The sequence below is a fragment of the Frankia sp. CpI1-P genome (genome assembly GCF_001421075.1).
GTDB classification, from domain to species: domain Bacteria; phylum Actinomycetota; class Actinomycetes; order Frankiales; family Frankiaceae; genus Frankia; species Frankia torreyi.
In genome coordinates this window covers 18294-32485 of record NZ_LJJX01000054.1, presented here as the reverse complement: position 1 = coordinate 32485, position 14192 = coordinate 18294, and the positions used below count along the sequence as shown (strand labels likewise).

The window sequence follows — 14192 nt, the reverse complement described above, 5'->3', positions numbered from 1 at the left end:
GTCGGGGTCGTCCCCGCACGCGCGGGGATCTTCCCGGCGTCGACGACCTCCGCCCACGTGGCGTCGTGTCGTCCCCGCATGCGCGGGGATCTTCCCACGGGCGCCGCGACCTGGTCGCGCCAGAGCGAGTCGTCCCCGTACGCGCGGGGATCTTCCGGGCCTGCACTCCGGCAAGCGGGTCACCCTTCAGTCGTCCCCGTACGCGTGGGGATCTTCTCTGGACATCACCACCCTCCCCGGCGACGATCTGGTCGTCCCGCACGCGCGGGGATCTTCTCCGCTCCACAGAGTCATCGCGGTGCACCGGGCCGTCGTATCCGCAGGCGCAGGGATCTTCCCTCGTCCAGGAATGCGGGAAGATTGCCGAGCGTGTCGTCCCCGCATGCGCGGGAATCTTCCGGCGAACACTCGGCGGCCGGATCCGTCAGAGCGACGGGATACTCAGTGGTCCCGACGTCGGTGAGGTCCCGGTGCGTGGTGATGGCGGTGGTGCGCCTTGCCGGCGATCATCCCGACGATGATGAGGGGCCAGGGGAACCACATCGCGCCGTGCGTCAGGACCGGCAGAACGAGGAAAAGGGCGAGGATCGCGACCGGGATCACGGCATGCGGCGGACCGGCCAGGTCGAGCCCGTGCAGTCGATCGCGCAGGCCGGGACGCTGTGCCGGCGGCGCGGCGGGTTGCGGCCTGGGCTGCAGGTCCGCCGTGAGCGAGGCGAGCTCGTCGAGGGTGCGGGCCGCGTAGGCGTGGGCCAGCCGCTCATCCGCCTCGTCCAGGGTGAGCTGCCCGGTTCCCGCAGCCCAGGCAAGCCAGTCGGCGGTGCGCGTCCGGTCCGCGTCGCTGGCCCGTACAGCGCCGTCCGGTCCGTTCTTCGAGGTGCCGAGATCCCGTGCGTCGTCCGTCATCNCCGCTCCTCCGCTGGAGGTTGCACCACCCATATCCACGGTATGTCGGATGTCCCTGCTTCGCTGCAGGTGCAGCCGAGCAGGCTGCCGGTGGTCTGCTTCTCAGCCCGCCGGGCGGGGCGGGGTGCTCGGCGGCCAACCGGGGCGGGAGAAGTGCTCGCCCTGCACATACAGGCGGACGATCTCTCTGGTGTAGGGCAGTGTCCGCTCCGGCAGCTCGGCGGGCGCGGACCACTGCAGCTCCGAACACAGCTCGGGCTCCCGGATGGTCGGTTCACCCGCCCACCGGGCGACGAGGAAGCCGAAGCCGATCCGGGCGNCGCTGTCCGGGGGCAGGGCATGGGTGACGCCGACGAAGACGACGTCGTCCTCCTCGACCCGGAGTCCCAGCTCCTCGTCCAGCTCGCGGACGGCCGCGGTCACCACGTCCTCGTCCGGCTCGAGACGTCCGCTGGGCAGCGCCCACCACCCGCTGCCGTAGATGTCGCCTGCCCGCCGAGTCAGCAGCAGCCGGCCCTCGCGCAGCNCCAACAGCAGCACATCCACGGGCGTCCGATACTCATCGCGGACCGCGTACCGCTCGCTTCCGACCACCCGCTCGACGCTATCCGCCGTCCACGGCGGCGCGGCGACCAGGCCGGACGGCTCTGGCTGTAACGGTGATCACGTGTTGTCGGAAAGTCGGGACAGCCGAAGCAATGGATGGTTGAATTGCAGGCCGCCGCTGCTTGGAGGGGCGGCCGGAGAACGACCCGGTGGCCGGCGGATGAATGGCGGGGAACGGGAATTCGACGTTTCTGGCGTATCTTCTCCCTGATTGGTGAGTGTGCGCCCGCCGTGTGCAGGCGGCGGCATCATGATGACGGTGACTTGGTATGGTTCGCTCCGGTCTCTGTCTTTCTGATCGACCCGCGGATTGTCACCTCGTGATTGGTGTGGCAAGCCAGGCCCTCCACCGCGTTTTCGGGTCGCCTCCTCTTCTGTCACGACGGCCGTTCAGGGGTTCTCGTGTTCTCGCGCCACCGGACATCCACCCGCCGCTGCCCGCGCGCCTGGGCGGTCGTCACCGCGCTTGCCGTTGCGGGGGTCACGCTCGTGGGATGCGGACCGGGTGACACGTCGTCGGTCGCGGCCTGCGCCAGCCCGGGGGTGAGCGACGACCGGATCGATCTCGGCGTGCTGTACCCGGACTCGGGGCCGGTCTCGCCGATCTTCGAGGCGGCTCGGGCGGGGATCGACGCGCGGCTCGGGGCGGTGAACGCCGCCGGCGGGGTCAACGGGCGCCGCGTCGTCTACCAGTGGCGCGACGACCAGGGCTCGCCGCTGACGAACGGCATCGCCGCGCGCGACCTCGTCGACCAGCGGCGGGTCTTCGGCGTCGTCGAACTGTCCGTCGCGGCGTCGGGCAGCGCCGGCTACCTCGCCCAGCAGGGCGTCCCGGTGACGGGCCTGGCCTCGGAGCAGGTCTGGTCGCAGGACCGGAACATGTTCGCCGCCACCACGGCCACCGACTCGGCCGTCGACACCCAGGGCCGGTTCGTCCGGGACCAGGGAGGCAGCCGCGCGGTGATCCTGCAGACCGCGCTGTCTGCGGGCATCTCCACCACCGCCTCGACATACGCGCGCAGCCTGGCGGCGGCCGGCGTCCAGGTCCTGGGCGCGGTCACCTTCACCACGGGCGTCGACGATCCGGTGGCGGTCGCCCGGCGGATCGTCGCCGCCCGCGCGGACACCATCGTCGGCATCATCGAACCGAAGGACCTCGTCGCAGTCCTGACCGTGCTGCGCAACGCAGGCCACAACCCGAAGGTCGTCCTGTCCGCCAACGGGTACGACCACGCATTGCTGCGTGCCGTCGGTCCGCAGGCGGCGGGAATCTCCGTGCCGGTGTTCTACAAGCCTTTCGAGATCGGCGGACCGGGGATCAACGCCTATCTCNCGGCGATGCGCCAGTTCGCTCCGCAGGTCGCCCAGCCCGAGCAGGACATCGCGGTGATCTCCTACATCAGCGCCGACATCTTCCTGCGCGGTCTGCAACTCGCCGGGAGCTGCCCGACCCGGCANGGATTCATCGACGGACTGCGCGCGGTGAACAGTTACGACGCCGACGGGCTGATCAGNACGATCAGTTTCCGAGCCGGCGCCGCCCGCCCCACCACGTGCTATTCCTTCGTCCAGGCCAACCCGGCCGGCAACGGGTACGTCGTGGTGGAGCCGAACCTCTGCGGCCACGAGCTCAGCCCCTGACAGCACGATCAGCCCCATCCGGCTCAGGTGCCGGCGCCGGCGCGGTCGGCGCGGTCGGCTCGATCGGCGCGGTCGCCGGTCGGGTGGCGGCCATCAGCCGCCAGGTCGCGTTCGCCGCGTCGGCGGCCGAGCCGGGCAGGTCCGCGCCGATCCACTGCGCGACGACGCCGAGCAGCGCGCCGGCGAGGTAGGCGGCGTGCAGCTCGGGCGGCACGCCGGCCGAGACCGCGGGCCGGGCGCCGACGGTGAAGCGGGCGAGCAGTGCTGCGGCCAGCTCCTCGCGTAGACGGACCGCGAGCGACGCATTGCCCTCGGCGCCGAGCGCCCGCGCATACAGCGGTGCGTGCTCGGCGATATGGGTGAACAGGTCGACCAGTGGGGCCGGGGCCGACTCGGGCGGGGCGTCGAGTGGGCAGAGCCCGGCGAGGCGGGTGACGGTGGCGACGGCGTCGCCCATCGCGTCGGCGGCGAGCGCGTCCAGATCGGGGNAGTGCAGGNAGATGGTGGCCCGGTTGATCTCCGCGCGCCGGGCGACCTCGGAGATCGTGATGGCTGCCAGGCTGCGTTCCGCGGCGAGTTCCAGGAAGGCCGACCGCAGGTAGGCCCGGGTGCGGCGGGCCCGCGGGTCGTTGACGTTCACGCGCATCACCGTACGACAGCCGTCGCTTGTACGACACCTGTCGACTAATCGATGGCTGTCGCTTAGCATGCCATCCATGCGAGTCGAGATCTGGGCCGACGTGGTGTGCGCCTGGGCCTACATCGGCAAGCGCCGCCTCGAGCGGACGCTGGCCGACTGGTCGGGCGAGGACGTGGACGTGGTGTGGCGGCCGTTTCGGATCGACCCCACGGCGCCGGCTGCGGCCGAGCCGTTGGCGCAGGCGCTGCGTGATCCGGTCGTGGCCGGCGCGCTGAGCTGGTACGTCCCCGACGCGTCGCCCGTGGGGGGCGGAGAGCGGGCGGCACGGGTCGCCGCCGAGGTCGGGCTGGGGCCGCCGTGGGGCGCCGCCTGGCGGGTCGACCCGACCGACGCCCATCGCCTCGTCTCCCTCGCCTACGACCACGGCGGTTCGTCGTTGCAGGACGCCGTCGTCGAGGCGGTGCTGCGGGCGCACTTCGTCGAGGCCGCCGACATCAGCGACCGCGCGGTCCTGGGGGCTCTTGCGGCCGCCAGCGGCTTTCCGGCCGGTGCCGGCCTGCTCGCCGGCGACGCGGGCCGGGACGCCGTCCGGGATCTGCTGCTGGAGGGCAGGGCGCGGGGCGTGACGACATCTCCGACGATCCTCGTGGGGGAGCGGGCGATGGCCGGGGCGCAGCTTCCCCAGGTGATCGCGGAGTTCCTGCGGCGCGCCGGTCGGGCGGCGGAGCCGGCACGGGAAACGCCGGCGGAGGTCCGCCGCTACCGCCACGCCGAGTCGTTGCTGGAGCTGCGTGATCCGCTCGGCGCGCTCACGCTGCTCGGCCCGCTGCTGGCCGAGCACGGCGACGACCGTGGGGTACGTCTGCTCGCCGCCCGCGCCTGCTATGCCTCCGCGCAGCTCGGCCGGGCCCGACACCTGCTGGAGGCGCTGGTCGACGAAACTCCCGACGATCCCTACGTCCACCAGCTGCTGGGCCGCACACTGCAGCGCCAGAGCGCCGGCGGACCGGAGGGCGCCGCGCACCTGCGCCTGGCCGCCGCGCTGGCACCATCGTCAACGACGATGGGTTGACGGTCGCCTTCGCGACACGTGCCTGATGCGGCCGGCTGCGGCATGGGCCGTGGACCGCCAGCGAGTCCAGTTCGCCTGCGCGGCGCGTCCCGTGGTCGCCGATGCGGCACAGCGGCGGGTGGGTTTCTTTCGCGGTCGGCCGGTCATCGGACGTCTGTCCGCGTCGCACCTCATCGACAAGGGCGAGCGCTACGTCGACTGCCCGGGCTGGACCCTCGGCTGAGCTCGGAGGACAGGGTTCAGAGGGTCGAGTAGAGCCGTTCGGCCTGGTCGCGCTTGGTGTACAGCTCCCAGTAGATCTCGGCGATCGTGTCCGGCTGGGTCTCGGGGCCGCCGCGGCCGATGAAGGTCGCGAGCGGCACGTGGGCGGCGTACACGCCCTTGTCGGCGAGGGAGGCGTTCAGCGCCAACACCCAGTTGCGCAGCCCGGCGGTCGCGATGCCGATGTTGCCCATCCGGGGAAAGACCAGCGCGGACGACGCCCCGGTGGTGACCAGCAGCGTTCCGGTGCCGCGTTCGAGCATGCCGGGCAGCACGTGCTGGATCGCGGTGACCGCCCCGTACACGTAGTACTCGATCTCCGGCTGGATGCTTTCCACCGTCACGTCGAGTGCCTCGACGATCGGGTTCAGGGCGTTCTGCCGCCCGGCCGGCGCGGGGGAGTACTCCAGCACGTCGATCGGGCCGAGCTGCGCCTCGACGCGGGTGAGCGCGTCGACGAGGGACGGCCGGTCGAGGACATCGGCGGCGAACCCGGCCGCCGTGATGCCGTCCCGGGTGAGCTGGCCGGCGAGGTCGTCGAGCGTCGCCTGGTTGCGGGACAGCAGCGCGACGGCGAAGCCCTCCCGGCCGAAGCGGCGCGCGATGGACAGCCCGAGCCCGGGCCCGGCCCCGACGATGGCGATGGTCGGCATGAGGCTTCTCCTTGCGTCGTGGAAAGCGGTGCGGCGTGGGGAGCCGCGGCCACTGTAGCGGATGCTCCGAGCTCGGAACGTCTGAGATGGGAACGTCTTGCCGTGGACGGTATCCGTTAGGATCACATCCGTGCCCACGCCGTCGCCTCCCTCCGCGAAACTGCCGGTGGAACCGTCGGTGGAGCCTGCTGTGGGCCGGGCTGCCGAGTCGCAGCCCGCGGATCTCACCTGGCTGTTGAACCGGGCGGCCGCGCGCATGCGGGGGGAGCTCGACATGGTCGCCCGCGGGCACGGCCTGGCCGGCGTGCGCGACTGGATCGTGCTGACCGCGCTCGGCGTCGAGGGCGGCCGCACCCAGCTCCAGCTCGGCCGGGAGCTCGGCGTCGACAAGACCACGCTGACGTCGCTGCTGGACCGGCTCGAAGGCGACGAGCTCGTCATCCGCCGCCTCGACCCGCGCGATCGGCGCGCCCGCATTCCCGAGGTCACCGTGGCGGGCCGGCGGCTGCAGGCGCGCATCGCCGCGGCCCGCGACGAGGCCGAGACCCGGCTGCTCGCCGCGTTCAGCCCGGACGAGCAGAGCCTGCTGCGCGCGTTGCTCACCCGGCTCGCGGACTCCACGGCCGCGTCCGGCCCCTGCCTGTGAGGGCCCGAACTCCGGCCGGCCAGCCGGAGTTCGGGCGGTGGCAGAAGTGCCGCGCCTGCCGCGCCTACTGCGTACGGTGGTCCTGACCGTCTGTGCCCGCCGGCTCGGATGCCGGCATCCCATCCGGTGAGCAGGAGAACCTATGACCGTCAGCAATCCACCGCTCTCGTCACCTGCCGCACCTGCCGCACCTGCCGCACCTGCCGCACCTGCCGCCGCCACCGTCGGCCCGCCGCCGCCGTTCGACCCGGAGCTGGCCGCGGCCCTCGAGCCGCTCGCGAAGTTCCTCACCCCGTCGATCACCCCCGAAATGCTGCCGCGGTTACGGGCCGCCTCGGTGGCGCCGTCCGTTCCCGACGAGCAGCTCCACCGCGACGGCGCGTTCACGGTGCAGGAGCTCTCGGTGCCCGGCCCGCCCGGAGCGCCCGAGGTCGGGCTGCTGGTCTGCCGGCCGACGGCGTCCGGCACGCCGGCGGCAGTCGTCTACCACGTCCACGGCGGCGGCATGATTATGGGCGACAACCGGGCCGGGGTGACGGAGATCCTCGACTGGGCCGAGGCCCTGCACCTGGTCGTCGTCTCGGTCGAGTACCGGCTGGCTCCGGAGCACCCGCACCCGGCGCCGGTCGAGGACTGCTACGCGGGCCTGCTGTGGACGGCCGCGCATGCCGGCGAGCTGGGCGTGGACTCCGGGCGGGTCGTTGTCGCGGGCACCAGCGCCGGTGGCGGACTCGCGGCGGCGATCGCGCTGCTCGCCCGTGACCGCGGCGGCCCGGCGCTGGCCGGCCAGCTCCTGATGTGCCCGATGCTCGACGACCGCGGCGGCACGGCGTCCACCGCGCAGATGGCCGGGCTCGGGGTCTGGGACGGCACGTCGAACCGGACGGGCTGGACGGCCCTGCTCGGCGACGGCGCCGGCGGACCGGACGTCTCCCCCTACGCGGCGCCNGCGCGGGCCGGCGACCTGACCGGCCTGCCGCCGGCGTTCGTCGACGTCGGCTCCGCCGAGACGTTCCGCGACGAGGACATCGACTACGCCACCCGCCTGCTGCGGGCCGGGGTGCAGACGGAGCTGCACGTCTGGCCCGGCGGCTTCCACGGCTTCACCCTGTTCGCGCCGCAGGCACGGATCTCCCAGGAGTGCGCCGCCGCCCGCCTGAACTGGCTTCGGCGCCTGCTGACCGCCGCCTGACGCCCGTAGCACGCTCGCAGTACGCCCGTAGCACGCCCGTAGCACGACGTCGATGGAACAGTTCGCCGGTGGACAAGGTTGTGAAGGTGGCGCCGACGTCCCATCCCGACCCGACGAGATCGAGGAGATCAACGTGACCGAATACGGACTGCGGGTCGGCCGGGCGGAGCTCGGCTCGGCGGGCCCGATCACCTTCGGCCCGGCGGGGATCCTGTTCCTCGCCGACAACGCGGCGGCGACCGTTTACGCGGTCGACGTCGCCGACCCGGGCGGCCGCACGGCCGGGTCGGGACCGTTCGACCTGACCGACGTCGACGCGCGGGTCGGCTCTCTGCTGGGCGGCGACGCGGCCGACATCTCCATCCGCGACCTCGCCGTCCACCCCGACTCGGGCAACATCTATCTGTCGGTCCAGCGCGGGCACGGCGAGCAGGCTCAGGCGGTGCTGGTGCGCATCGACCGGGCGGACGCCTCGATCAGCGACGTGCCGCTCACCGACGTCCCGGTCGCGTCGGTGACGATCGCCGACGCCCCGGCCCCCGACGACGAGCGCGTCGACGTCATCCTGCCCCTCGGCGACGAGGGCGAACAGATCACGGTCGGCTCCCGCACGATCCGCATCCTGCGCCGCCCGATCCGCACCGCGACGGTCACCGACATCGCGTATGTGGACGGGGCGCTGCTGGTCGCCGGGCTGTCCAACGAGGAGTTCTCCTCCAAGCTGCGGCGGATCCCGTTCCCGTTCACGGACGGCGCCGATGCGGCGGGCAACAATCTGGAGATCTTCCACGTCTCGCACGGCAAGTGGGAGACGGCGGCGCCGATCCGCACGTTCGTGCCCTTCGACGGCGGCCGCGCCATCCTCGCCAGCTACACCTGCACGCCGGTCGTGCACTTCCCGCTGGCCGAGCTGGCCCCGGGTACCAAAGTGGTCGGGCGCACCGTGGCCGAGCTCGGCGCGATGAACCAGCCGCTGGACATGGTCTCCTTCGTCCAGGGCGGCGAGGAGTACCTGCTCGTCGCGAACACCTCACATGGCCTGATCAAGATCGCTCGTCGCGACATCGACGCCCAGGCCCCGCTGACCGAGCCCACCGAGCCGGTCGGGGTGCCGCGGGAGACCGCGGATCTGCAGGGCATCACCAGGCTCGCGAACCTCGACGGCGAGCACGTGCTGGCCCTGCAGACCGACCCCGACGGGCGCCGGCACCTGCGCTCGCTGAAGTCCGCCTCTCTGTAGACCGGGGTGGCCGACCGTGGCGGGGTCGCCGTGTCGTGGTCGCGGCACGGCGGGGCGGACTGCATCCGGCTGGCCGGACTGGCCGGACTGGCCGGACTGGCCGGGCTGGCGGGGCCGGCTGTGCAGGTGCGGATCCACCCGGCCACCGCCGTGGCGCTCGGCACCGCCCCGCCGACGGCCGGGCGGCTGCTGCGCGACGGCCCCGACACCTGCTTCCTGCCGCGGTTCCCCTTCCTCGACGGCACCGCGTACGTCGTCACCGTCGACGGTGCCGTCGTGGCCGAGCTGACCCGCGCCGGCGCCGACGACGCGGCCACCACCGAGGTGCTCGCGATCCACCCGAGCGCGGCGACGGTGCCACGTAACCTGCTGCGCGGCTACCTCTGGTTCAGCGCGCCGATGAGCGAGGGCCAGGCGGCGGGCCACGTGCGGCTCGTCGACGATGACGGCGACGTCCTGGCCGGGGCGCTGTTGGCAACCGAGCAGGAGCTGTGGGACGCCGGCCGGCGCCGGCTCACCGTCCTGCTCGACCCGGCGCGGATCAAGCGGGGTCTCGCCCCGCACCGCGAGGCTGGCTACCCGCTGCGGTCCGGCGCACCGTTCCGGCTGGTGGTCGACGACGGGTTCCGCGACGCCCGCGGCCGCCGGCTGCGGGCCGGGGCCGAGCGGCGCTACCAGGTCGGCGACGACGAACGCCGCCACGTCGACCCGCACGCCTGGACCCTGCGCGTTCCGCCCATCGGCACCACCGCACCGCTTCAGGTCGGGTTCGGCCGCTCGCTCGACCACGGCCTGGTCGCCCGCTGCCTGCGCGTCGTCGGGCCCGAGGGCCGGCCCGTCGACGGCGTCGCGGACGTCGGCGCCGAGGAGCGGTCGTGGCGGCTGGCCCCGCGGCACGGCTGGGCGCCCGGCCCGCACCGCCTCGTCGTCGACCCGGTCCTGGAGGATCTGGCCGGCAACTCCGTCGGGCGGGTCTTCGACCGTGACCTCGCCCGCCGCACGGACGACCCCCGCGGCGCCCGCCCCGTCGCGGTGACCTTCCACCCGGCCTGAGCGCCATCGCAGGATGGCCGCCGGTCGGCCGGTCGGCCTACAGGCGGGAGGCGGTCAGCGGCAGGGGGCCGGACTGCACGACCTCGCCGAGGATGCCGGTGTCGAGGCCGAGCGCGGCGGTGACCTCCTCCACCGCGGCCACGTCCTTGCGCAGGTACGGGCCGGCCATGGCGAGGAACTCCTCGACGCCCCCGATGGCCTGCAGGTGACGGAACACCGCGCTGTCGGCACTGCAGGCGGTGATGGCGGTGAGCAGGTCGCCGCTGCGGATGCCGAGCTTCTCGCCGAGCTGGACGGCGGCGGCCGCGGTCTGGGCGTGCGCCGCGAAGGTCAGGTTGTTGATGAGCTTGACGGTGGTGGCGGAGCCGACCTCGCCGGTCCGCACGATCGTCGAGGCGTAGGCGGCCAGCAGCGGCTCGACGCGGTCGGCCGCCGCGGCGGTCCCGCCGATCAGCACGGTGAGCCGGCCGGCGAGGATGGTCGCGGACGTTCCGCTGATCGGGGCGTCGAGCACGGTGACGTCGCGCGTGGCCGCGTCCGCGGCGAGCTGTCGGATGGCCGCAGTCGGCACGGTGGCGTGCTGTACGACGACGGAGCCGGGCGTGGCGTGGGCGAGCAGACCGTCCGGCCCGCCGACGATCTCGGCGAGCTGGATCGCGGAGAAGGGGCACACGATCAGCACCTCGGCCGCGGCGGCCACCGCGGCCAGCGAGGGCTCGACGACCGCGCCCAGCCCGGCGAACCTGGCCCGGACCTCGGCCCGGCGGGCATACAGGTGCACAGGCACGTCGGCCGCGAGCAGGCGTTCGATCATCGGTGCCCCCATGGAACCGGCCCCGACGAACCCGACGGGGGATAAGGCCCCCGACCCCGCTGCGTCCGCTGGCGACATCTGTTCGACCATGTTCTTCTGCACCTCTCGTCGTCGACGGGCCCGCCTGCCCCCTGTCGGCATGCCCGGCTCGCACCGACGGGGCGTCGACGCCATCATCCGCTATCCCGACGTCCGGAGGCCCCGCCCTGGCGGGTACACCGGGAGGGTGGATCCGGTGCCGGTGCTGCTCTCCGTCGGCCATGGCACGCTGGCCGCGGACCGGCTGGCCGGGCTTCTGCGCGAGGCGGGCGTCGCGCTGCTGGTGGATGTGCGGTCGGCGCCGGGGAGCCGGCACAACCCGCAGGTGGCGCGGGGCAACATCGAGCGGTGGCTGCCCGCGGCCGGGGTGCGGTACCGCTGGGAGCCACGCCTGGGCGGCCGGCGCCGGGCCCCGGCGGACTCCCCGGATGTCGCGCTGGTGAACCGGTCGTTCGCCGGCTACGCGGCCTGGATGCGCTCGGCCGCATTCGGCGGGGCGGTCGATGAGCTGCTCGCCGAGGCGGCGACGATCCGCACGGCGGTGATGTGCGCGGAGACGCTATGGTGGCGTTGCCACCGCCGGATGATCGCCGACTTCGTCACGCTCGCCCGCTGCGGCCAGGTGTCCCACCTGCACCACGACGGCCGCCTCGACCCGCACCGCCCGACCGCCGGCGTGCGCCGGCGCGACGACGGTCTCCTCGTCTACGACGCCGGCACCCTGTTCGCCCAGTGACGGGGTTCCCTGCAGTAACCAGCGGGGGAAGCGTGTCCCGACGAACCGGCGGAAGGAGCCGGGCGACCCGTTTCGGCCTGCCGTCCTTCTTCGCCGCGTGACCATCCGGCCCTGGGGTCGAGGGATTCTCCTGGGGTTCAGTGAACCCGTCGGATAGTAAGCGGCGCAGCCATGCGGCAAATCGTGGTCACCGATCTCGGATCGGGCCACTCCTGCGAAAGGGAGATCTCTGATGAGTATCTACCAGGATATTGGTGGCGCGAAGGCCGTGAAGGCCGCGGTTGACGAGTTCTACGTCCGGGTGCTGGCCGACCCGGACCTCGTCCGGTTCTTCGAGGGCCGGGACCTGGCCAGCCTCAAGGCGAGCCAGCGGGAGTTCATCGGCGCGGCGCTCGGCGGTCCCGAGATCTACCAGGGCGACGCGATGTCCCAGGTCCACGCCTCCCTCGGGGTCGCCGACGCCCAGTTCGACGGTGTGGTGGCCCACCTGCTCGCGGCCTTCGCCAGCGCCGGCGTCCCGGCCGAGGCCGCAGGCAAGATCGCCGCGGTTCTCGGCCCGCTGCGTGGCGACATCGTGACCGCCTCGTAGCGGCCGGTCCAGGGCGGAACAGGGGTGCCGCGGGCAGACCGGGCGGAGAAACCACCGCCGGTCAGTCCCGGCCGGGGTGCTCGGTGCCCGCGGTTTCCCTACCAGCCGCAGCCTCTGTGTCGGCCGCGGGCGGCGCCGGGCGCCAGGCTCCGTCGATCTGGTCCCAGCCGTGCCCCCGGTCGTAGGCGGCCTTGAGCTCGCTGGACAGCCGCGGCCCCCGTTCCGGCACGGTCAGCCCGTGCTCGTCGGCGTGGTCTCGCAGCCATGCGCGGACCTCGCTGACGGTTGTGCTCTGGTGGGGGCGACGGGCCTTCGTGCGGACGGGCGTTGGACGGCGGCCCTCGCCCGTGGCCTCCGTGGCGGTGATGGCGTCGTTCTGCTCCACCGCCGTCCACGCCGTGTCGATCTTGGTGTTACGGGCGACGTCGACCGTCTCACCGTATTCCGCGTATTCGCCGAGCACGGACGCCACCTCGTCGCGGCATTCGTCGCACAGGTCCAGCCGGACGAGCCTTCCGTCATACGCCAGAGCCGCCGTCTGTGTCGCGGCGACCCTGTCCTGGGCGTGGCGGCCGACGTTGTCGCACCACACATTTATGAGTGAAATTACCTCGCGCGCCATCAAGGTCGCCTCATTCCTTGTCCGGGTGCCCGCTATTGGGGCTTTGATGGCAGCTTAGTGGGGTCGCAGGTGCCTGGCAAACCGTGCATCTCCGCGGCCTCGCGCGCGGTGCCGACCGGATTCGACCGAGTTCGCCGGCCGCCCGGGTCATTCACTATGGGTGCATACGGCAGACCTATGCCCGATAAATATTGTGTGGAGCGCGCCTGAATGTGGCATCGTCCCGCCCGGCGGTCGCGTGCCGGCCGGATGGCCGCCGATCGGCCGGCGGCGCGTCGCCGGGAACGTCGGGGAGGGAAGCCCCGCGCGAGGGCTGCGCCGGATCTGGGGAGCGGAGTCCCGAGGAACCCGCCGAGGGACCCCGCTGGCCGGGACCCGCCGTCCGACGTGGTGGGCCGAGCGGGTAGGCATACAGGGGTGAGCACACCCGAGACGGCCGAGTTTCCGGCCTCCCACCGCGACCTGCTCGACTCTCCCCTGACCGCCGTCTTCGTCACGATCGGCGCCGACGGCCGGCCGCAGGCGACCGCGGTCTGGTATCTGCCCGACGGACCCACGGTCAAGGTATCGATGATCAGTACCCGGCGGAAGCTGGTGAACCTGCGCCGGAACCCGGTGGCCACCCTGTTCCTGGTCGACCCCGCCAACTCGGGACGCACCCTGGAGATCCNCGCCGACGTCGAGCTCGTGCCCGACCCGGACAAGACCGTCCTGCACCGCATCACCGACCGGTACAGCGTCGACTTCGCCCGGTTCAGCGTCCTGGACTCCGAGCGGACCACCGCCGTGCTGCATCCGCGGCGCGTCGTCGTCCTCGGCTGAGCGAGCAGCCCGCAGACCTCCGCCCGGNGGCCGATCCTGCGATCCTCCGCTCGTCCGGCTGCCGCGCGGGGTCACTTCCGGCGGNGCGCCACCCGCAACTCCGTGAGATAGCGCTTGGTGATGCTGCCCCGATAGTCACGCTCGATCAGGTCGGCGATACAGCGCAGCAGCCCGCGTCGGGCGGCGGGTTCCAGGGCGCGATGTCCCGAATAGGTGCGCAGGACGTCGAGGTACTCCGCGCCCGTGCAGGACAGCTCCCACTCGTAACGAAGGAAGACGGCCTCGTCGAAACGGCCGGACCGAATGATCTCCTCGTCGTCCTCGTCGTCCTCGGCGATCTCGTCGGCGGTCCGCAGCCGGAGATTCGACGGGGTCGTCGGATCGAAGCGCTCGTAGCAGTTCTGCACCTCGACGAAGAACCGCTCGGTGCCACCGGCTATGTGGTTGGTCGCGACGGTGGCCAGCGCGCCGCCGGGACACAGCGCCGCCGCCGCCTTCTCGACCCGCACGGCCGGGTCGATCCAGTGAAACGCGGTCGCGGCGAGTACCACGTCGAACGGCTCCCGCGGCAGCGGCCAGTCCTCGAACCACCCGGCGAGCCGCGGCAGGCTCCCGGTCTTGCCGACGATGGTCAGCCGGCCGTGGCGGGGGNGGCCGGGG

The 14192-nt window shown here is 72.7% G+C and carries 14 protein-coding genes and 9 pseudogenes; 15 read left to right on the top strand and 8 right to left on the bottom strand.

Translation table 11 applies throughout. The annotated features are described in order from the left end of the window. Nucleotides 1–441: 441 nt before the first annotated feature. From FF86_RS25680 to FF86_RS68350, 4 genes and pseudogenes are all read right to left on the bottom strand, one after another. Nucleotides 442–906, bottom strand: coding sequence for a DUF1707 domain-containing protein (locus tag FF86_RS25680; RefSeq protein WP_044887667.1), 465 nt, complete (start codon nucleotides 904–906; stop codon nucleotides 442–444). A gap of 102 nt (nucleotides 907–1008) precedes the next feature. Next, a pseudogene (locus tag FF86_RS57750) lies at nucleotides 1009–1225 on the bottom strand (NUDIX domain-containing protein); the annotation flags it as partial. Nucleotide 1226: 1 nt separating this feature from the next. Further along, a pseudogene (locus FF86_RS57745) lies at nucleotides 1227–1432 on the bottom strand (NUDIX domain-containing protein); the annotation flags it as partial. 1 nt (nucleotide 1433) lies between these two features. Then, on the bottom strand, nucleotides 1434–1500 hold a 67-nt coding region (locus FF86_RS68350; protein ID WP_396230091.1), incomplete at its 3' end, for a hypothetical protein. A gap of 414 nt (nucleotides 1501–1914) precedes the next feature. Between FF86_RS68350 and FF86_RS25670 the strand changes: the two are divergent. From FF86_RS25670 to FF86_RS25655, 6 genes and pseudogenes are all read left to right on the top strand, one after another. Then, nucleotides 1915–2844 (top strand): annotated as a pseudogene (locus tag FF86_RS25670) (ABC transporter substrate-binding protein); the annotation flags it as partial. Nucleotide 2845: 1 nt separating this feature from the next. Continuing rightward, nucleotides 2846–2969 (top strand): annotated as a pseudogene (locus FF86_RS57740) (branched-chain amino acid ABC transporter substrate-binding protein); the annotation flags it as partial. A 1-nt stretch (nucleotide 2970) separates the two neighbouring features. Further along, a pseudogene (locus tag FF86_RS57735) lies at nucleotides 2971–3026 on the top strand (hypothetical protein); the annotation flags it as partial. A 1-nt stretch (nucleotide 3027) separates the two neighbouring features. After that, a pseudogene (locus tag FF86_RS57730) lies at nucleotides 3028–3153 on the top strand (branched-chain amino acid ABC transporter substrate-binding protein); the annotation flags it as partial. Nucleotides 3154–3869: 716 nt separating this feature from the next. Continuing rightward, a complete protein-coding gene (locus FF86_RS25660) occupies nucleotides 3870–4865 on the top strand; it encodes a DsbA family oxidoreductase (RefSeq protein ID WP_044887670.1) in 996 nt (331 codons plus the stop codon). Between the two features lie 49 nt (nucleotides 4866–4914). Then, nucleotides 4915–5088, top strand: coding sequence for a hypothetical protein (locus FF86_RS25655; protein WP_199865815.1), 174 nt, complete (start codon nucleotides 4915–4917; stop codon nucleotides 5086–5088). Between the two features lie 16 nt (nucleotides 5089–5104). Here the strand turns inward: FF86_RS25655 and FF86_RS25650 are convergent, their stop codons facing one another. After that, nucleotides 5105–5779: an SDR family NAD(P)-dependent oxidoreductase gene (locus FF86_RS25650; protein WP_044887671.1), complete on the bottom strand. Its 675-nt coding sequence runs from the start codon at nucleotides 5777–5779 to the stop codon at nucleotides 5105–5107. Nucleotides 5780–5969: 190 nt separating this feature from the next. Between FF86_RS25650 and FF86_RS25645 the strand changes: the two genes are divergently transcribed. The 5 genes and pseudogenes from FF86_RS25645 (at nucleotide 5970) to FF86_RS25630 (ending at nucleotide 9910) form a co-directional block, all read left to right on the top strand. Further along, nucleotides 5970–6425, top strand: coding sequence for a MarR family winged helix-turn-helix transcriptional regulator (locus FF86_RS25645; protein WP_242419603.1), 456 nt, complete (start codon nucleotides 5970–5972; stop codon nucleotides 6423–6425). Between the two features lie 142 nt (nucleotides 6426–6567). Further along, a pseudogene (locus FF86_RS25640) lies at nucleotides 6568–7373 on the top strand (alpha/beta hydrolase); the annotation flags it as partial. Nucleotide 7374: 1 nt separating this feature from the next. Beyond that, nucleotides 7375–7617: alpha/beta hydrolase (locus tag FF86_RS57725; protein ID WP_242419602.1), on the top strand; the 243-nt coding region annotated here is incomplete at its 5' end. 133 nt (nucleotides 7618–7750) lie between these two features. Beyond that, on the top strand, nucleotides 7751–8857 hold the full coding sequence (locus tag FF86_RS25635) for a hypothetical protein (protein WP_052681425.1): 1107 nt from the start codon (nucleotides 7751–7753) through the stop codon (nucleotides 8855–8857). A gap of 30 nt (nucleotides 8858–8887) precedes the next feature. Continuing rightward, the gene (locus FF86_RS25630; RefSeq protein WP_242419600.1) at nucleotides 8888–9910 is read left to right on the top strand and encodes a hypothetical protein; all 1023 of its coding nucleotides are present in this window, start codon (nucleotides 8888–8890) and stop codon (nucleotides 9908–9910) included. 37 nt (nucleotides 9911–9947) lie between these two features. On the opposite strand, the gene FF86_RS25625 is transcribed toward FF86_RS25630, so the two are convergent. Next, nucleotides 9948–10802, bottom strand: a complete 855-nt coding sequence (locus tag FF86_RS25625; RefSeq protein WP_044887694.1) for an NAD(P)-dependent oxidoreductase — start codon at nucleotides 10800–10802, stop codon at nucleotides 9948–9950. A 163-nt stretch (nucleotides 10803–10965) separates the two neighbouring features. Between FF86_RS25625 and FF86_RS25620 the strand changes: the two genes are divergently transcribed. Continuing rightward, nucleotides 10966–11499, top strand: coding sequence for a DUF488 domain-containing protein (locus FF86_RS25620; protein ID WP_082122215.1), 534 nt, complete (start codon nucleotides 10966–10968; stop codon nucleotides 11497–11499). Between the two features lie 232 nt (nucleotides 11500–11731). Further along, a complete protein-coding gene (locus FF86_RS25615; protein WP_044887674.1) occupies nucleotides 11732–12088 on the top strand; it encodes a group 1 truncated hemoglobin in 357 nt (118 codons plus the stop codon). 61 nt (nucleotides 12089–12149) lie between these two features. On the opposite strand, the gene FF86_RS25610 is transcribed toward FF86_RS25615, so the two are convergent. Next, nucleotides 12150–12710, bottom strand: a complete 561-nt coding sequence (locus tag FF86_RS25610) for an Lsr2 family protein (protein WP_044887675.1) — start codon at nucleotides 12708–12710, stop codon at nucleotides 12150–12152. Nucleotides 12711–12920: 210 nt separating this feature from the next. Between FF86_RS25610 and FF86_RS57720 the strand changes: the two are divergent. Both FF86_RS57720 and FF86_RS57715 read left to right on the top strand, forming a co-directional pair. After that, a pseudogene (locus FF86_RS57720) lies at nucleotides 12921–13380 on the top strand (pyridoxamine 5'-phosphate oxidase family protein); the annotation flags it as partial. Nucleotide 13381: 1 nt separating this feature from the next. Then, nucleotides 13382–13532: pseudogene (locus FF86_RS57715) on the top strand (PPOX class F420-dependent oxidoreductase); the annotation flags it as partial. Nucleotides 13533–13617: 85 nt separating this feature from the next. Here FF86_RS57715 and FF86_RS68345 read toward each other — a convergent pair. Then, the coding region (locus FF86_RS68345) for a class I SAM-dependent methyltransferase (protein WP_396230086.1) at nucleotides 13618–14183 on the bottom strand (566 nt) is incomplete at both ends. Nucleotides 14184–14192 lie beyond the last annotated feature (9 nt).